Source organism: Eikenella sp. HMSC071B05, from assembly GCF_001811325.1.
GTDB classification, from domain to species: domain Bacteria; phylum Pseudomonadota; class Gammaproteobacteria; order Burkholderiales; family Neisseriaceae; genus Eikenella; species Eikenella corrodens.
Genome location: NZ_KV804551.1, coordinates 704,727 through 722,530, shown reverse-complemented (window position 1 = coordinate 722,530; position 17,804 = coordinate 704,727). Strand labels below are relative to the sequence as shown.

19 protein-coding genes and 1 pseudogene are annotated in these 17,804 nt (G+C 58.9%); 5 read left to right on the top strand and 15 right to left on the bottom strand.

Going from position 1 to position 17,804, the window contains the following annotated elements:
* Positions 1-45 precede the first annotated feature (45 nt).
* The 4 genes from folK (at position 46) to sucD (ending at position 3,573) form a co-directional block, all read left to right on the top strand.
* Positions 46-540 (top strand): 2-amino-4-hydroxy-6-hydroxymethyldihydropteridine diphosphokinase, encoded by a 495-nt coding sequence (folK, locus tag HMPREF2796_RS09645; RefSeq protein ID WP_070633195.1) that lies wholly within the window; start codon positions 46-48, stop codon positions 538-540.
* Between the two features lie 69 nt (positions 541-609).
* On the top strand, positions 610-1,269 hold the full coding sequence (locus tag HMPREF2796_RS09640; RefSeq protein WP_070633193.1) for a deoxynucleoside kinase: 660 nt from the start codon (positions 610-612) through the stop codon (positions 1,267-1,269).
* A 236-nt stretch (positions 1,270-1,505) separates the two neighbouring features.
* The gene (sucC, locus tag HMPREF2796_RS09635) at positions 1,506-2,672 is read left to right on the top strand and encodes an ADP-forming succinate--CoA ligase subunit beta (protein ID WP_070633191.1); all 1,167 of its coding nucleotides are present in this window, start codon (positions 1,506-1,508) and stop codon (positions 2,670-2,672) included.
* Between the two features lie 10 nt (positions 2,673-2,682).
* Positions 2,683-3,573 (top strand): succinate--CoA ligase subunit alpha, encoded by an 891-nt coding sequence (gene sucD / locus HMPREF2796_RS09630; RefSeq protein ID WP_070633189.1) that lies wholly within the window; start codon positions 2,683-2,685, stop codon positions 3,571-3,573.
* A gap of 83 nt (positions 3,574-3,656) precedes the next feature.
* Here sucD and HMPREF2796_RS11835 read toward each other — a convergent pair.
* From HMPREF2796_RS11835 to leuC, 15 genes and pseudogenes are all read right to left on the bottom strand, one after another.
* A pseudogene (locus HMPREF2796_RS11835) lies at positions 3,657-3,763 on the bottom strand (IS5/IS1182 family transposase); the annotation flags it as partial.
* A gap of 166 nt (positions 3,764-3,929) precedes the next feature.
* Positions 3,930-5,807, bottom strand: a complete 1,878-nt coding sequence (mutL, locus tag HMPREF2796_RS09625; RefSeq protein ID WP_070633187.1) for a DNA mismatch repair endonuclease MutL — start codon at positions 5,805-5,807, stop codon at positions 3,930-3,932.
* Positions 5,808-6,010: 203 nt separating this feature from the next.
* Positions 6,011-6,751 (bottom strand): hypothetical protein, encoded by a 741-nt coding sequence (locus tag HMPREF2796_RS09620; protein ID WP_070633185.1) that lies wholly within the window; start codon positions 6,749-6,751, stop codon positions 6,011-6,013.
* Positions 6,752-6,762: 11 nt separating this feature from the next.
* The gene (gene aroC, locus HMPREF2796_RS09615; RefSeq protein ID WP_070633183.1) at positions 6,763-7,857 is read right to left on the bottom strand and encodes a chorismate synthase; all 1,095 of its coding nucleotides are present in this window, start codon (positions 7,855-7,857) and stop codon (positions 6,763-6,765) included.
* Positions 7,858-7,953: 96 nt separating this feature from the next.
* Complete coding sequence (locus tag HMPREF2796_RS09610) at positions 7,954-8,295, bottom strand: zinc ribbon domain-containing protein YjdM (protein WP_064083853.1); 342 nt, start codon at positions 8,293-8,295, stop codon at positions 7,954-7,956.
* A gap of 82 nt (positions 8,296-8,377) precedes the next feature.
* The gene (gene leuB, locus HMPREF2796_RS09605; protein ID WP_064087940.1) at positions 8,378-9,448 is read right to left on the bottom strand and encodes a 3-isopropylmalate dehydrogenase; all 1,071 of its coding nucleotides are present in this window, start codon (positions 9,446-9,448) and stop codon (positions 8,378-8,380) included.
* Positions 9,449-9,524: 76 nt separating this feature from the next.
* The gene (locus HMPREF2796_RS09600; protein WP_070633182.1) at positions 9,525-10,367 is read right to left on the bottom strand and encodes a DUF1444 family protein; all 843 of its coding nucleotides are present in this window, start codon (positions 10,365-10,367) and stop codon (positions 9,525-9,527) included.
* 125 nt (positions 10,368-10,492) lie between these two features.
* The gene (locus tag HMPREF2796_RS09595; protein ID WP_070633180.1) at positions 10,493-10,960 is read right to left on the bottom strand and encodes a NanQ anomerase/TabA/YiaL family protein; all 468 of its coding nucleotides are present in this window, start codon (positions 10,958-10,960) and stop codon (positions 10,493-10,495) included.
* A gap of 33 nt (positions 10,961-10,993) precedes the next feature.
* On the bottom strand, positions 10,994-11,668 hold the full coding sequence (locus tag HMPREF2796_RS09590; RefSeq protein WP_070633178.1) for a DUF2625 domain-containing protein: 675 nt from the start codon (positions 11,666-11,668) through the stop codon (positions 10,994-10,996).
* A 131-nt stretch (positions 11,669-11,799) separates the two neighbouring features.
* Positions 11,800-12,162: a TIGR02328 family protein gene (locus HMPREF2796_RS09585; protein WP_070633176.1), complete on the bottom strand. Its 363-nt coding sequence runs from the start codon at positions 12,160-12,162 to the stop codon at positions 11,800-11,802.
* Positions 12,163-12,226: 64 nt separating this feature from the next.
* Entirely contained in the window at positions 12,227-12,556 is a 330-nt protein-coding gene (locus HMPREF2796_RS09580; RefSeq protein WP_070633174.1) for a hypothetical protein, read from the bottom strand.
* 89 nt (positions 12,557-12,645) lie between these two features.
* Complete coding sequence (leuD, locus tag HMPREF2796_RS09575; RefSeq protein ID WP_070633172.1) at positions 12,646-13,287, bottom strand: 3-isopropylmalate dehydratase small subunit; 642 nt, start codon at positions 13,285-13,287, stop codon at positions 12,646-12,648.
* Between the two features lie 102 nt (positions 13,288-13,389).
* Positions 13,390-13,578: a hypothetical protein gene (locus HMPREF2796_RS09570; RefSeq protein WP_070633170.1), complete on the bottom strand. Its 189-nt coding sequence runs from the start codon at positions 13,576-13,578 to the stop codon at positions 13,390-13,392.
* A gap of 146 nt (positions 13,579-13,724) precedes the next feature.
* Complete coding sequence (locus HMPREF2796_RS09565) at positions 13,725-14,132, bottom strand: hypothetical protein (protein ID WP_070633168.1); 408 nt, start codon at positions 14,130-14,132, stop codon at positions 13,725-13,727.
* Between the two features lie 108 nt (positions 14,133-14,240).
* A complete protein-coding gene (leuC, locus tag HMPREF2796_RS09560) occupies positions 14,241-15,650 on the bottom strand; it encodes a 3-isopropylmalate dehydratase large subunit (protein ID WP_070633166.1) in 1,410 nt (469 codons plus the stop codon).
* Between the two features lie 403 nt (positions 15,651-16,053).
* Between leuC and recD the strand changes: the two genes are divergently transcribed.
* On the top strand, positions 16,054-17,754 hold the full coding sequence (gene recD / locus HMPREF2796_RS09555) for an exodeoxyribonuclease V subunit alpha (protein ID WP_070633164.1): 1,701 nt from the start codon (positions 16,054-16,056) through the stop codon (positions 17,752-17,754).
* Positions 17,755-17,804 lie beyond the last annotated feature (50 nt).

Sequence of the window (17,804 nt, the reverse complement as noted above, 5' to 3'; positions counted from 1 at the left end):
TTTCAGGTAGTCCGATTCCAATTACTCCATGATTAAAAACGCCAAATGAAGCAAGCCATTATTGCCTTGGGCAGCAACCTTGAACAGCCCGTTTTCCAGCTGCAAAACGCCCTGGCCGCGCTGGCTGCGCACCCTCAAGTGCAGGTGCTGGCGGCTTCCTCGTTTTACCGCACCGTGCCGGTGGGCTATGCCGACCAGCCCGACTTCATCAACGCCGTGGCACTGCTCTCTACCGATTTGCCCGCTGCCGAACTGCTCGCGCTGCTGCACCAAACCGAAGCCGCCGCCGGCCGCGTGCGCAGCTTCCGCAATGCCCCGCGCACGCTGGATTTGGATTTAATCGACTACGCCGGCCAAACGCTCGACAGCCCCGCCTTGCAGCTGCCGCACCCGCGCGCCCATCAGCGCGGCTTCGTGATGATTCCCCTGGCCGAAATCGCCCCGCAGCACATCCTGCCCGGCCAAACCGCCACCGCTGCCGCGCTGGCCGCCACGCTGGGCAATGAAGGCGTGCAACGTTTAGATGAAACAGAGAGTTAAGTTTTCAAGTAGCCTTTAATAGGCTGCCTGAACCCCCGAAGGCTACCTGAAACATTCCAAGGAGAAACCATGCAGGCAGACTACCGCTACATCGTTGTGGAAGGCCCCATCGGCAGCGGCAAATCCCCGCTCAGCCGCAAGCTGGCCGAGCATTTCGGCTGCACCCTCATCAGCGAGCAGCCCGAGAAAAACCCGTTTTTGGAACAGTTCTACCTCAATGCCGCCAACCACGGCTTAGCCGCCGAACTCTACTTCCTGCTGCGCCGCACCGAAACGCTCAACCTCATCGCCGCCGCCGACGAAATCGGCAACGCCAACCACAGCATGCAGCGAGTGGTGAGCGATTTCCTGCTGGAAAAAGACCAGATTTTCGTGCCCACCATCCTGCGCGAAGACGAGCAGGCGCTGTATTGGCAGCTCAAGCAAAAAATCATGCCCGAAATTCCCGTACCCGATTTGGTGATTTATCTGCAAACCAGTGCCGATGCCGACGAAGCACAGCTGCGCAGCCGTGGCGACAACCACATCAACCTGTTCCCGCCCGGCTACCTGCAGCAGGTGCACGAAGAATACCACCGCTATTTCTACCTCTACGACCGCGCCCCGCTGCTGATTGCCAACACCGAAGAGCTGGATTTCGTGAACAACCCCGACCATTTCCAACTGCTGCTGCACGCCATCGCCAATATGCGCGGCAGCCGGCATTATTTGAACTTGAGCGAACGCTAGTGCAGAGAAGAAAGGCTACCTGAAAAATTTCAGGTAGCCTTTCTTCATCCCATGTATCGGCGGTAGGCCGGGTTGCAATTTATACATCTCCCATTTACTTGTTCTAACAAAATTGCGCTGATGTTACCTGCGGGTTTCGTCTATACTTCGCCCTGCATTATCAAAGCTGGTCTTGAATTCGATCTTTGCCGCTTTCATGGTGGCAAACTGTGTTTAACCTAACTGAGGGAACTTTGATGAATCTACATGAATATCAAGCAAAAGAGCTGCTTGCGGGCTATGGTTTGCCGGTTCAGGGCGGGATTTTGGCCGCCAACGGTGAAGAAGCTGCCGCCGCATTCGATAAATTGGGCGGCAAATTTGCTGTGATTAAAGCCCAAGTGCACGCTGGCGGACGCGGCAAGGCCGGTGGCGTGAAAGTGGTGAAAAGCCGCGATGAGGCCAAACAGGTGGCTGAAAGCTTAATTGGCACCAATCTGATTACTTATCAAACCGATGCCAACGGCCAGCCGGTAAACAGCGTGTTGGTGTGTGAAGATATGTATCCGGTGCAAACCGAGCTCTATTTGGGCGCGGTGGTAGACCGTGCCGCGCGCCGCGTGGTGTTTATGGCTTCCACCGAGGGCGGTGTGGAAATTGAAAAAGTGGCCGAGGAAACCCCGGAAAAAATCTTCAAAGTGGTTGTCGACCCGCTGGTGGGCCTGCAGCCCTGCCAAGCCCGCGAAGTGGCCTTCAAGCTGGGCTTGAAAGACAAACAAGTCGGCCAGTTTGTGAAACTGATGACCGGCGCCTACCAAGCCTTCATCGAAAACGATTTCGCCCTGTTTGAAATCAACCCGCTGAGCGTGCGCGAAGACGGCAGCCTGGCCTGCGTGGACGCGAAAGTGGGCATCGACGGCAATGCTTTGTACCGCCTGCCGAAAATTGCCGAACTGCGCGATAAGTCGCAAGAAAACGAGCGCGAGCTGAAAGCCTCCGAGTTTGAGCTGAACTATGTGGCGCTGGAAGGTAATATCGGCTGTATGGTGAACGGCGCCGGCCTGGCGATGGCCACCATGGATATCATCAAGCTCAAAGGTGGCCAGCCGGCCAACTTCCTCGATGTGGGCGGCGGTGCCACCAAAGAACGTGTGGTGGAAGCATTCAAGCTGATTTTGGAAGACAAATCCGTGAAAGGCGTGCTGATCAACATTTTCGGCGGTATCGTGCGTTGCGATATGATTGCCGAAGCCATTGTGGCCGCTGTGAAAGAAGTGAACGTAACCGTGCCCGTGGTGGTGCGCCTCGAAGGCAATAATGCCGAATTGGGTGCAAAGATTCTGAACGAATCCGGTTTGAAACTCACTTCCGCCGACGGCCTGAACGACGCCGCCGAGAAAATTGTTGCCGCCGTAAACGCCTAAGGAGAACAGAATGAGCGTATTGATTAATAAAGACACCAAAGTATTGGTACAGGGTTTTACCGGTAAGAACGGTACTTTCCACTCCGAACAAGCGATTGCCTACGGCACCAAAGTGGTGGGCGGCGTTACTCCCGGCAAAGGCGGCCAAACCCATCTCGGCCTGCCTGTGTTCAACACCATGAACGAAGCCGTGCGCGAAACCGGCGCCGATGCTTCCGTGATTTATGTACCCGCGCCCTTTGTGCTGGATTCCATCGTGGAAGCCGTGGATTCCGGCGTGAAACTGGTGGTGGTGATTACCGAAGGCGTGCCCACGCTGGACATGCTCAAAGCCAAACGTTATCTCGAAACCAACGGCAACGGCACCCGCCTGGTGGGCCCGAACTGCCCCGGCGTGATTACCCCCGGCGAATGCAAAATCGGCATTATGCCCGGCCACATCCACCAGCCCGGCAAAATCGGCATCATCTCCCGCTCCGGCACGCTCACTTACGAAGCCGTGGCGCAAACCACCAAGCTCGGCCTCGGCCAATCCACCTGTATTGGCATCGGCGGCGACCCGATTCCGGGCATGAACCAAATCGACGCGCTGAAATTGTTTGAAGCCGACCCGCAAACCGAAGCCATCATCCTGATCGGCGAAATCGGCGGCACGGCCGAAGAAGAAGCGGCCGAGTTCATCCAGTCAAACGTGTCCAAACCGGTGGTGGGCTACATTGCCGGCGTTACCGCGCCCAAAGGCAAACGCATGGGTCATGCCGGTGCCATCATTTCCGGCGGCAAAGGCACGGCGGAAGAAAAATTCCGCGCCTTCGAAAAAGCCGGCGTAGCCTACACCCGCAGCCCGGCCGAATTGGGCAGCACCATGCTGGAAGTGCTGAAAGCCAAAGGCTTGGTATAATCCGGTTTGATTAGCTGATGAGGCTATCTGAAGATTTTCAGGTAGCCTTTTTTGCTGTGATAGAGGCTACCTGAAAATCTTGTGTATAGTGAATTAAATTTAAACCGGTACAGCGTTGGCTCGCCTTGCCGTACTATCTGTACTGTCTGCGGCTCGTCGCCTTGTCCTGATTTAAATTTAATTCACTATATACGTAATGTGTGGGAAGCAGCTTGGACGCGAGCGCCTGATCTACTGCTGTGGAGTGGCCGGGCACTATATGCGTTTCATATATCCTATATGCCAAGAAAGGCTACCTGAAAAACGGTTTATCCTGTTTTCAGGTAGCCTTTTAGTCTGCCGCACCGGCAGGCTGTTTATTGCCCGCGTAGGAACAGGGCGTCGAGGTCGGAGAGGGTGAGTTTTACCCAGGTGGGGCGGCCGTGGTTGCATTGGTTGCTGCGGGGGGTGTTTTCCATGTCGCGCAGCAGGGCGTTCATTTCGGGCAGGGTGAGGCGGCGGCCGGCGCGCACGGAGCCGTGGCAGGCCATGGTGCTGAGGATGCGGTTTTCGCGCTCTTCCACGGTGCGGATGCTGCCGGTGTGGGCGGCTTCTTGCAGCATGCTGCGGGCAAGATCGGGAATATCGGCTTTGCCCAGCATCTGCGGCACGGCGCGTACGGCGATGGTGTGGCTGCCCACGGCGGAGCAGTCGAGGCCGTATTGGCGCAGCAAATCGGCGTGTTCGGCCAGGGCGGCCATTTCTTCGTGGTTGGCTTCGAAGCTCACAGGGATAAGCAGCTGCTGGCTGTGCAGGCTGCCGTGGCTTTGGCGCTGGGCTTTCATTTTTTCGTAGTTCACGCGCTCGGCGGCGGCGTGCATGTCGATTAAGAGCAGGCTGTTTTCGGCTTGAGCTAGGATATAAATGCCGAGCAGCTGGGCGATGGCGAAGCCGAGCGGATGTTCTTCGGCATGGGTTTCAGGTAGCCGGGCAGCTTCTGCACTTGGGGCGAAGCGGCTTTGCTCGAGGGCGGCAAGCTCGGGGTCTTCGCTGCCGCTGTGTTTGTAGAGCTCGGCATAGGTTTGCCAGGCGGCGCGGCTTTCTTGCAGGGTGAGGCGTTGCTGCTGGGCGCGGGCGGGGCTATAAGCAACGGGGGTGCGGGCGCTCGGGCTACCTGAAAACTCGCCTTGCCCGCTTTCAGGTAGCCTTTTACTGTGGATGTGTTGCAGCAGACTGCCGGCGTTGCTCACGCTGTCGGTTTGGTCGGCGCGGGTATCGGCCAGCGTTTTGTTCAGGGTGTGGAACACGAGCTGGTGTACGGCCTGGCTGTCGCGGAAGCGGATTTCGGTTTTGGTGGGGTGCACGTTTACGTCCACCATTTCGGGCGGCAGTTCGAGAAACAGCACGAAGGCGGGGGTGATTTGCTGGTGCAGCACGTCGCGGTAGGCCTGTTTGGCGGCGTGCAGCATCACTTTGTCGCGCACGAAGCGGTTGTTTACAAAACAGTATTGCTGGCTGCTGCGGCCTTGGGCGAAGGTGGGTTTGGCAATGAGGCCGTGCAAACGGAGGATGCCGTTGCCGCTGTCGATGGGTAGAGAGGCGGCCTGAAAATCCGCGCCCAGCACGGCGGTGATGCGCTCATTTTGGTTTTGGGCAGGGTATTTGGCAGTGGTTTTGCCGTTGTGCACAAGCTCGAAGGCGATGTGCGGGTTGGCCAGGGCGAGGCGGTCGAACACGGTGGCGCAGTGGGCGTATTCGGTGTTTTCGGATTTAAGGAATTTGCGCCGGGCGGGGGTGTTGAAGAAGAGATCGGCCACTTCCACGCTGGTGCCCACGGGATGGGAGGCAGCGGCGGCAGGCTCGATTTGCCCGTCGCGGGCGCGCACTTGGCGGGCGGCAGGGCTGCCTTCCTGGCGGCTGGTGAGGGTGAGGCGGGATACAGAGGCGATGCTGGCCAGCCCTTCGCCGCGAAAACCCATGCTGCGCACGTGTTCCAAATCTTGCAGCGAGGCGATTTTGCTGGTGGCGTGGCGAGAGAGGGCGAGCGGGAGGTCATCGGCGTGGATGCCGCTGCCGTTGTCGGCCACGCGGATAAGGCGGATGCCGCCGCCGGCCAGCTCCACTTGGATGCGGGTGGCGCCGGCATCAATACTGTTTTCGATGATTTCTTTGAGCGCGGCGGCGGGGCGTTCCACCACTTCGCCGGCGGCAATTTGGTTCACGAGGTGGTCGGGCAGGGCATGGATACGGGGCATGATGGGTCTCGGGGTTGGCCGGCTGAAATTTCAGGTAGCCTTTTGTGCGGTGTCGGGCAGGAATGCCCGGGCTGGGGCGGGGTTGGTTGGCGGTTCGGCTAGGCTTGTTGCGTGAACAAGCATCTGTGGTTTAAAGGAAATGTTTTTTTCAGGTAGCCTTTGGGATGGACAGGCTGCCTGGAAGGCTACCTGAAAAGTTTGCTTCAATCTGAATCGGGCAATATCGGCAGGCCGCTGGCGGCGAAAATATCGGCGGCAAGGTCGCGCATGGGGCCGCCGCTGCGGATGACGTCTGCCTTGCCCAGCAGCACCCGTCCGCTGTTGCCTTCCAGCCACAAGGCCTCGTCGTTGGTTTTGCCGTTGGCACGTTTGGTTCGGGTGGTGAGCCGGATGCCGGAAAAGTCGGCAGCGCGGCAACGGCGTTCGGTGTGCCACGACAGCCCGCGCAGGCGCCTGATTTCAAAAGTATCGCTCTCGGCGCGGTAGATGCAGCGGCGGGTACGGATGATGCCACGGGCAAAACCTATGGCTGCGGCTGCGGTGGGAATGACCACTGCAAACAAAAACTCCAGCGCCACCGCTCCGCCCGACAGCGCAAAATTACGCAGCAGCCAGCGGGCGGCAAACAGGGCAATCAAGGCGCAGGCAGCGGCATAAAACAGGCTGTGCAGGATGGGTGTGGTGGTAAACCGCAGAGAAAACTTGGGCGCTTGCGGGTTGGCGAGCCTCGCCAGCACCGCCTGCCGCCTGCGCCACATCCGCCACACGTTCCAGCAACAGATTACGCCGTAAGCTAACGGCAGCAGTGCAACCATCTTCAGCACGATGTGTTGCTGCACGGCAAACCAGGCGGCAAGTGCCAGCCATGCCAGTGCCCACAAGCCGTGCGCGGCAATGCGCCACAGGGCGATGGGGTGGGGAGTTTGGGAGGCCGGGGCGTGCATAGTGGGCGGCCTTATTTGCGTTCGATATCGGGCGTATCCACGCGCACGTCGGCGTTTTGCGCGCGGTGGCGCAGGGCGTGGTCGGCGAGCACGAGGGCGAGCATGGCTTCGGCGATGGGGGCGGCACGCAGGCCGACGCAGGGGTCGTGGCGGCCGTGGGTTTCGAGCATAACGGGCTGGCCGTGGATGTCGATGCTGCGGCGCGGCGTGGCGATGGAGCTGGTGGGCTTCACGGCGAAGTCGGCGCGGATGGTTTGGCCGGTGGAAATGCCGCCGAGGATGCCGCCGGCATGGTTGCTGGCGAAGCCTTGCGGCGTGAGCTCGTCGCCGTGTTGGCTGCCGCGTTGGCGCACCACGTCGAAGCCGTCGCCGACGGATACGGCTTTTACGGCGTTGATGCCCATTAGGGCGTGGGCGATGTTGGCATCCAGCCGGTCAAACACGGGTTCGCCGAGGCCGACGGGGACGTGTCGCGCTTCAATATGCAGCTTTGCGCCCACGGAGTCGAGCGATTTGCGCACGGAATCCATATAGGCTTCCAAATCGGCAATTTGGCTTTGGTTGGCGGCAAAGAAGGGGTTTTGGCCGATAAATTCTTCGCCTTCAAATGCGATTTCGAGTTCGCCCACCTGGCTCACCCAGCAGACGATTTCGGTGCCGAACTGCTCGCGCAGCCATTTTTTGGCCACGGCACCGGCGGCCACGCGGGCGGCGGTTTCGCGGGCGGAGCTTCTGCCGCCGCCGCGATAGTCGCGGATGCCGTATTTGTGCCAATAGGTGTAGTCGGCATGGCCGGGGCGGAATTGTTGGGCAATGTTGCCATAGTCGCGGCTGCGTTGGTCGGTGTTGCGGATGAAGAGGGCGATGGGCGTGCCGGTGGTGCGCCCTTCAAACACGCCGGAGAGGATTTCCACTTGGTCGGCTTCGCGCCGCTGGGTAACGTGGCGGCTGGTGCCGGGGCGACGGCGGTCGAGGTCGGGCTGGATATCGGCTTCGGCAAGCGGCAGGCCGGGCGGGCAGCCGTCGATGATGCAGCCGATGCCTGCGCCGTGACTTTCGCCGAAGGTGGTGATGCGGAAGAGTTGTCCGAAGGAGTTGCCGGGCATGATGGTTGAAACAAGAAGATTGGGAAGATGCGGGCGAGTTTAGCACAAAGGCTACCTGAAAATGATTTTTCAGGTAGCCTTCGGCTATTCCGCAGCCTAAGCCTTTTTCACAAATTCGGATTTGAGGTTGAGCGCGGTGCCGTTTACTTTGCAGGCGATGTCGTGGTCGCCTTCCTGCAGGCGGATGTTTTTCACTTTGGTGCCTTGTTTGAGCACCAGCGAGCTGCCTTTCACTTTCAGGTCTTTGAGCAGCACCACGCTGTCGCCGTTGGATAGCGGTGTGCCGTGGGCATCAACTGCGCTGAGGGCGTCGTCTGCTTCGGCGGCGGCATCGGCTTGGTCCGACCATTCGTGGGCGCATTCCGGACAAACGAGGTTGGCGCCGTCTTCATAGGTGTATTCGGATTGGCATTGCGGGCAGGGCGGGAGGGTAGTCATTCGTTTTCCTTGTGGTTTGAAATAGTTGGGAGGCTACCTGAAAGCTGGCAACGGCTTTCAGGTAGCCTGATGGGGCGTCGGATTATAACGCGGCCAGCACGGCATCGCCCATGCCGCTGCAAGATACGAGCTGGGTGCCTTGTTCGTAAATATCGCCGGTGCGCAGCCCCTGTTCCAGCACTTTCTGCACGGCGTTTTCCACCTGCGCGGCACGGGCTTCGTCGTTTAGGCTGTAACGCAGCAGCATGGCCAGCGAGAGGATAGTGGCCAGCGGGTTGGCTTTGTTTTGCCCGGCGATGTCGGGCGCGGAGCCGTGCGAGGGTTCGTACAGGCCTTTGCCGTTTTCGTCCAGCGAAGCGGAGGGCAGCATGCCGATGGAGCCGGTGAGCATGGAGGCTTCGTCGGAAAGGATGTCGCCGAAGATGTTGCCGGTGGCAATCACGTCGAATTGTTTGGGCGCGCGCACGAGCTGCATGGCGGCGTTGTCCACATACATGTGGGAGAGTTCGACGTCGGGGTATTGTTTGCCGATTTCTTCAAAGATTTCGCGCCACAGCTCGGTGGTTTCCAACACGTTGGCTTTGCCCACGGAACAGACTTTTTTGTTGCGTTTCTGCGCGGCGCGGAAGGCAACGTGGGCGATGCGGCGGATTTCGCTTTCGCTGTAGCGCATGGTGTTGAAGCCTTCGCGCTCGCCGTTTTCCAGCGTGCGGATGCCGCGCGGCTCGCCGAAATAGATGTCGCCGGTGAGTTCGCGCACAATCAGAATGTCCAGCCCGGCCACGATTTCGGGCTTGAGCGTGGAGGCATTGGCCAGCTCTTTATACAAAATGGCGGGGCGCAGGTTGGCAAACAGGTTCAAATCTTTGCGGATGGCCAAGAGGCCACGCTCAGGGCGCAACGGGCGTTCCAGATTGTCGTATTGCGGGCTGCCCACCGCGCCGAGTAGCACGGCATCGGCGGCGCGGCACAGGTTTTGCGTGAACTCGGGATAGGGGCTGCCGAATTGGTCGTAGGCTTCGCCGCCCAAGGGGGCGTATTCGTAGGATACGTCCAGGCCTTGTTCGATCAATTTGTCGAGCACGCGCACGGCTTCGCGCACGATTTCGGGGCCGATGCCGTCGCCTTTGAGGATGGCTAGTTTTTTAGTCATGAGGGTAATTCCTTTATAGAAGGTGGATAACTATTTTCAGGTAGCCTTACTTCGGATTGGAGGCTACCTGAAAACCTTAATGGGGCTGAAACAGGCTGATTTCGCCGTTGTGGTATTGGTAGAGCAGGGTGGAAATGGTGTAGGGGCCTTCTTCGGCAATCTGTGCGGCGGCAACTTTCAGGGTGGCGATGGCGCGCTCGTCGGAAGGGTTGCACAAAATCAGCACGTTGCGTGCGGGGATAGCCAACACGGGGTTGGCGGGCAGCACAGGGTCGCTCGGCAGGATTTCGTTTAAGAGCAGGATGAGGGAAGCGTCGTAGTCGCTGTCGAGCAGGATTTGGGTGAGGCTGCTTTCTTCCACATGCTCAATCCGTATTTTGCCCTGCATATATTGGCGCAGGTTGGTGAGGGCGGTGTGGTGTAGCGCGGTATCGTTGGCCAGGCCGGCGGCGACGGCGTCTTCGCGGCTGAGGGAGCGCATGGCTTCGCCGGTGTCGAGCATGTAGAGCAGCACCAAATCGCCGGCAATCGGGCGGTAGATAACGGATTCTTCGGGTTCGGTGCCGGATACTTGGGTTACCTGCCGCAAGTGTTCGAGCCAGAGACCGTTTTTGATTACGGGGAATACCTGCTCGGCACTGGCCGGCGGCCGCTCGGCCATCATTTGCCGCACCACGGCGGCGTTGGCGGCGAGGAGTGCGTCTAAATCGGCCGGGGATTGCAGATAGCGGGCGTAGTGGTTGCCCAGATAGAGCTTGCCTTCGCCTACCTGCAACACGGTGTCTTCAAGGCTCTCGCCCCATTCGATTTGCGCATCCACGGCACAATCGCGGCGGATGTGCTCGGCAAAGTGTTGGATAAACTGCCGCCAATCCATTGTTTTCGGCTTGCGGCCGAAAAGTTTGTTGAAAAAAGACAATTTCCGATTCCTTTGTTATGAAATGCTTATCCGGGCGGCCTGAAGGCTACCTGAAAATGGGATGCGCGTGATTTGATTTTATTATGGTGGTTGATAGCGGGAGCCATAAAGGCTACCTGAAAAATTCACGCGATGCGGCAATCTGCACTGCGGATTTTAAACACCGCTTTGCGGATGGTTTGCCCGGGCGTGCCCACAAGCGGGGCGTGGCCGTCGTTGGGGAAGAAGAGGGCAAATTCGCCTGTTTCCAAATCAAACCATGTTTCCGGCGTGCAGCGGAAAAATTCGATGCCGCGCTCTTCGTTATAGCCTTGGCCGTTTTGCAGGCGGCTGCGGTCGATCCAGCCGTAGGTTTCCCTGCCGCTTAACGGCACTTGGATATCGATGTGGTTCAAATGCGCTTCGGGCATCGCGGCTTCGCGTGCGCGCAGGGTTTCGGTTTGAATAAAGAGGCGGATATTCGGGTTGCCGCACGGCACTTGGCCGTCGGGCAGGGCGGCAAAATCCAGGCTTTGCAGCAGGAGGAAGGCTTTGGCAAAGTCGGGGTGCAGCGCGGCGTAGCGGGATGCATGGGCGATGGTGTCGGTAATCATGGTTTAGGGCTACCTGAAAAGTGAAGCGGCATCCTATTCGGCCAGTTGCCGCAAAATATCCAGCGTGGCGGCGTAGTGTTCGGCAATCGGGATAACGCGGCGGCTGGTTTGTTCGATATCGGCGCTTTCCTCCGTCCACAGCGGCGGGAAGAAGTGGTAAACGCTGTCGCCGCCCAATGCGGCCGCTTCTTCTTGCCAGCCCATCCAACGCACGTTTTCGTAGAACAGTGCCAAATCGCCGCTAAACGCCCAGTTGAGGAAGTCGGTGTAGCCCAGTTCGCAGTCTTCCCATTCGAGGGTGTCGGGCGGCAGGTAGAACACATTGCCGGGTGTCCCGTCCAATCCGCCGCCGTTGAGGGCAAAGTAGCCGCCTGCGGCGTCATCGGCAATCAGGTAATAGGGCGCGGGGGCAGCGGGTTCGGCTTGGGTGCGGCCGAGGTTCCAGCTTCCCAGTCCGCGAGGCAGTTTTGCACTACCGGAACCTAGGATACGCAGCCAGCCGTGGTCGATGAGGATGCCGCCGGTTTCATACACCACCGCGCCCATCACCGAGCGGGTGCTTACTTGGGTTCTCACCAGTTCGGCTTCTGCGGCGGCCGGGTCGCGCGGCAGGATTTCCACGGGATTGGCGGCTTCGGCAAGCCACTCTTGAATCAGCGGCCATGCAGGGTCGGCGGTGGTATTGATGAGGTCGGCTAAGGTTTTCATATGAGGCTACCTGAAAATGAGCGAAGCGAGTTTCTGCGAAGCTAAAATGAGCAAGAGCAGGATTTTTGCGAAGCTAAAGTAAGCGCAGCAAAGTTTCTGCGAAGCTAAAAATGGGTGAGTTAAGCAGCTGTTTAGATGGCTATGCCTTTACTACGCAGATTCGCCAAGCATTCGGCAAGATAATCATTATCGTGTTCGGCATAAATCGGGCTGTCGACAGGCTCTTCCGCCAAATCGGGATAGGGCGGGCAGGTGTTGCCGCGATGGTTTTTATCGCGCCACGCGGGATCAGGCCGGTAGCCGCGCCGCTGCATTTCGTCCATGATGAGGATGTGGTAGGCGTAGAGCAGATAAGGGCTGTGGGCGAAGACGTAGTTTACGGTGGCGTGCGGCCTGCCCCAGCCGTTGCCGCGCAGGGCGGCGCATTCGCGGTGTTGGCCGAGCAGTTGGGCACGGGGGAGTTGGAGGATAAGGGCTTGGTGCCACAGGCGCATGGTGATTGCCTAAATAAAGGCTACCTGAAAAAGGGGGAGCAGATTTCAGGTAGCCTGCAATGGGTTAGTTAATGGGGCGGTTTTCGCCGCTCACCGGGTCGTCAATTTGCATACGGCCGCTGGCTTTGTCCACTTCGTAGCCGAACAGGCGGGGGGCGGTATGCGGATCGCCGCCGCAGCGGGCATCGTGTTTTTCGTGCACGTCCACGGTGTAGTTGTTGGCGGTTTCGGTGGTGATGAACAGCAGGCATTCCGGTTTCAGGCTGGTTAGCCGGTGGCGGGCAACGGAGGCAGACACGCGGGCCACGGCTTGCTCTTTGTTGCTGATCGGCTCGGCTTGGGCGCTGAGGGCGAGGAGGGGCAGCAGGGCTGTGAGGAGGAGTGCGGGTTTCATAATGTTTTCTATCTGGAGCGGGGAAAAATAAAAGGCTACCTGAAAAAGGTTTTAGCTTCGCTGAGACTTGCTTTCAGGTAGCCTTGGGTTTAGCTGTTAAACAGCCAGGGTTGGCTTTGGCGGCGTTGTGCTTCAAAGGCGCGGATTTGGTCGGCGTGTTGCAGGGTGAGGCCGATTTCGTCGAGGCCGTTGAGCAGGCAGTGTTTGCGGTGTTCGGTGATGTCGAATTTAAACGTGGTGCCGCCGGGGGTGGTAACGGTTTGCCGTTCTAAATCGATGCTGAGTTGATAGCCTTCGGTGGCATAGGTTTCTTGGAAGAGTTGTTCCACCTGTTCTTCGGAAAGCACGATGGGCAGCAGGCCGTTTTTGTAGCAGTTGTTGAAGAAAATATCGGCAAAGCTGGGGGCGATGACGGCACGGAAGCCGTAGTCGTCGAGCGCCCACGGTGCGTGCTCGCGCGAAGAGCCGCAGCCGAAGTTTTTGCGCGTGAGCAGGATTTGCGCGCCTTGGTAACGCGGCTGGTTCAGCGAGAAATCGGGATTGAGCGGGCGCTTGCTGTTGTCCATGCCCGGCTCGCCGTGGTCGAGATAACGCCATTCGTCAAAGCAGTTTACGCCGAAGCCGCTGCGTTTGATGGATTTGAGGAATTGTTTGGGGATGATGGCGTCGGTGTCCACATTATTGCGGTCGAGCGGGGCAACGAGGGCAGTGAGCTGGGTAAAGGCTTTCATGGCAGGTCTTTGTGGTTTGCTTAAAGGCTACCTGAAAATGTAACCTTATATTTATATGGATATTTTTATTCCGGCAGGCGCTCGGCCTGCCGGATGCTTGGTTTATTCAGTGGCGTTTTCAATTTTCTCGCCCACATGGGAAATACCGCGGCCAACGGCATTGCTGCCCTTGCGCACCGCTTCGCGGGTGTGGTCGATGTTGTTGGCGGTGTCTTCTTTTACGCCGTGCCAAGTGCTGGAACAGGCAGAAAGGCCGATGGCGGTAATGGCGAGGATGAGAAGGTGTTTCATGTTTTCAGCTCCTTAGATGAAGAATTGAAAGATGCACGATTGGCTCGTGTGGCTTTATTATCGGCCAAAACAGCAAGGCCGACGGCTGATTTAGCCTGAATTTATCGGATTTTACTTTTCAGGTAGCCTTGGCAGGGGCGGGCGGTTTAACGGTTGCGGCCGGGGTTGTATTTGAGCACGATGCGGGTGAGGTCGCCGCGGTGGCGGCGGCAGAAGGCATCTGCTTCGGCCCTGCTGGGTCGGCGTTTGCCGTCTTGGCCGAGCAGGCGGATGGCGGGATGCTCGCGCAGCATGGAGGCGATGGGTTCGCTTTCAATTTGTTTGCCGCATTCGCCGTAGCGGGCGAAGCCTTCGTAAACGTTGTTGAGGCGGGTGCGCGTGTCTATTTCGGCGCGGGCAATGCGCGGACAGGCGGCGATGAAGGCTTCAAACATGGCGAATTCGCTCAGCACGGTGCGGCACTGCTCCGGCGTGGGCGAGGCAATAGGCTCGGCGGTAGCCAGGACGGGGCAGAGGGCGGCGAGCAAGAGGGTGGTTTTGAGGAGGGTTTTCATGGAGTTCAATTATTTGGGTTACTTGAGACGGGGTATTTTAACTTTTTCAGGTAGCCTGTGGGCAGATAGAGGCTACCTGAAAGCGCAGCTTCAACGAAGCTAAAAACCTCAAGCCAGCGTCCGCACATCGACAAAATGCCCGGACACCGCGGCCGCCGCTGCCATCGCGGGGCTGACGAGGTGCGTACGGCCGCCGTTACCCTGGCGTCCTTCAAAATTGCGGTTGGAGGTGGAGGCGCAGCGTTCTTGCGGTGCGAGGCGATCGGCGTTCATGGCCAGGCACATGGAGCAGCCCGGTTCGCGCCATTCGAAGCCTGCATCGGTGAAGATTTTGTCCAAGCCTTCTTTTTCCGCCTGCTCTTTCACCAAGCCGGAGCCGGGCACGACCAGCACGCGGTTCACGTTGTCGGCCTTTTTGCGGCCTTTGGCCACGGCGGCGGCTTCGCGCAAATCTTCGATGCGGCTGTTGGTGCACGAGCCGATGAACACCACGTCGACGGGGATTTCGTTCAACGGCGTACCGGCGGCCAAGCCCATGTATTCCAAGGCGCGTTCCATGCCCGCACGTTTCACCGCGTCGGCTTCGTCGGCGGGATTCGGCACTTTGCCGTCCACGCCCAGCACCATTTCGGGCGACGTGCCCCACGTTACCTGCGGTTCGATATCTTCGGCGCGGAAGCGGTAGGTTTTGTCGAATTCCGCGCCGTCATCGGACACCAGCGTGCGCCAGTAGGCCACGGCTTTTTCCCAATCCGCACCTTTGGGGGCGAATTTACGGCCTTCAATATAATTGATTGTCGTGTCGTCCACCGCCACCAAGCCGCTGCGTGCGCCTGCTTCAATTGCCATATTGCACAAGGTCATGCGGCCTTCCATGGAGAGGCTGCGGATGGCTTCGCCGCCGAACTCGATGGCATAGCCCGTGCCGCCCGCCGTGCCGATTTGGCCGATGATGTACAGCGCAATGTCTTTGGCGGTTACGCCCGGTTTCAGACGGCCTGAAACTTCAATCAGCATGGATTTGGATTTTTTGGCGGTAATGCACTGGGTGGCCATGGTGTGTTCCACTTCACTGGTGCCGATGCCGTGCGCCAGTGCGCCGAATGCGCCGTGGGTGCTTGTGTGCGAATCGCCGCAGACGACGGTCATGCCGGGCAACGTTGCGCCCTGTTCGGGGCCCATCACGTGCACGATGCCTTGGCCTTTGTCTTTAAACGGGAAATACGCCAGCGCGCCGAATTCTTTGATGTTTTTGTCCAAAGTGTCCACTTGTAGCTTGGAAATCGGGTCTTTAATGCCTTCGTCCCAATGGTCGGTGGGCGTGTTGTGGTCGGCGGTGGAGACCACACTGTCGATACGCCATAGCTTGCGGCCGGCCATTTTCAGGCCTTCAAACGCCTGCGGGCTGGTGACTTCGTGCACCAGGTGGCGGTCTATATACAGCAGCACTGTGCCGTCTTCTGATTCGTGGACAATATGGCTGTTCCAGAGTTTGTCGTAGAGGGTTTGTGCACGCATTAGATTTATTCCTTGGTGTGGTTTTAGGGCGAATTATGCACATAATGTCTAAAAAACGCAAGAGAGGGAAAGTAAAAATTACCTCAGATGTAGTATGTTTTAATTTTATATACATTTTGTCTAATTTAACGGGTAGGGCTACTTGAAATATAGCTTTAGCCAAATCGGCTTGAATACAATCTCTGCATCCAAGGTAGTGGATAAAAAAGAGTGGGATAAGGCTGAGGCCGCGGGCAGGGCAGGTAGTACGGCAGGCGAACTAATGTGGTAGCTTTCTTATTCTGATTCGCTATGCAGGCCATTCCGAGTTTGGAACGGATGAGACCAGCGCTTATAATTCACACTTGGTTTTACCGCCCATTTGCCGCCTGTACCGCCCGCAGGCTACCTGAAAGAATCCGCTATGACCGAATACCGTTACCCCGCAGCCCAAGCCGCTGCCGAAATGTTGCAGCGTTTGGCACCGCAGGCTGCCGCGCCGGTGCTGCCGCTGCTGGACGAACTGTTTGCCGCGCAAGAGGGCGGCCACAGCTACATCACGCTTACGCCGCAAGAGGTGGATGCGCTGCGTCAGGCCGCGCCGGTGGTGGGCGATGGCAGCGGCTTCACGCCTTTGGTATTGCGCGGGCGGCGGCTGTTTAGCGGCAGACTGTTTGCGCTGGAGCGCAGTGCGGCTGCCGAATTGCGGCGGATTGCCCGTGGTCGGGTGAGGCTACCTGAAAATGCCGGGCTGCGGCAGCGTTTGTGCGATTGGTTTCCCGATGCCGGGCATAACGAGCAGCGGCTGGCTGCCGCGCTGGCGGTGTTACAGCCGCTGATGCTGGTCACCGGCGGGCCGGGTACGGGCAAAACCACCACCGTGGCCAAGCTGTTGGCGCTGCTGTGTGCCGATGCGGCTGAGATGCCGCGCATTGCGCTCACCGCTCCCACCGGTAAGGCTGCCGCCCACATGACCCGTTCGCTGCACCGCGCGTTGAGTGGCTTTAAGGTGGGTAGCGAGCAGGTGTTGCAGCATTTAACGGCATTGGAAGGACAAACTGTCCACCGTTTGTTGAAACTGAACACCACCGGCCGCCGCAAATTCGACCGCGAGCAGCCGCTGCCATTTGATATTGTGGTGGCCGATGAGGCTTCCATGCTGGATTTGCCGCTGCTGCACCAATTATTGTGTGCCATTCCCGAGCATGGCTGCCTGATTTTGCTGGGTGATGAAAACCAGCTGCCGCCGGTGGGCATCGGTGCCGTGCTGCCCGTGCTGGCGCAGCCCACCGTGCTCACTGCCGAAGAAGCCGCTAAGTTGGCAGAATGGCTGCCTGAAGGCGTGCCGTTTGAGTTGCGGGATAACCCGCCGCCACTGGCCGGCAATGTGGCGCGGCTGGAATACAGCCACCGTTTCGACCCGCAGCGTGGCGTGGGCGCACTGGCGCAGGCCGTGGTGAGCGGCGAGGCGGCTGCTGCCGAAGCTGCGTTTGCCCGCTTCACCGATGACTTATTCAGGCTACCTGAAACCCCTGCCGCCTTGGCACGCCGATTTGCCAAACAGCACGAAGCCTACTGGCAGGCGGTAAGCAGCGGCGATCCGGCGGCCTGTTTCGCCGCCCAGCAGCAACTGGTGGTGCTGGCCGCACGGCGCAGCCAGGCGGCAGAGTTCAACCACGAATACCGCAAGCTCCTAGCCGCGCAGGGCAGGGCGTCGGAGCAGGGTTGGTTTGCCGGGCAGGTGCTGATGGTGGCGGAAAACGATTATGCGGTGAAAGTGTTCAATGGCGACATCGGCATCGTGCTGCCGCACGGCGACGGGCTGGCTGCGTTTTTCCCCGATGCCGGCGGCTTCCGCGCCGTATCGCTTAGCCGTCTGCCCGCGCACGATACCGCCTTCGCCATGACCGTACACAAAAGCCAAGGCTCGGAATACCAAGAAGTGTGGCTCTTGGGCGATGAAGCCGATTCTGTCCTGTTCGACCGCACCCTGCTTTACACCGCCATCACCCGCGCCCGCCGCCGCTTCGGCTACGCCGGCCAGATGAGCGCCCTCTCTGCTGCCGTGCAACGCAAAAACCACCGCCGTACCGGTTTGGGCGAGGCGTTGCAATCGACGGAGTAAGCGGGTGTTAGCAAGAGTAAAGGCTACCTGAAAATTTCAGGTAGCCTTTT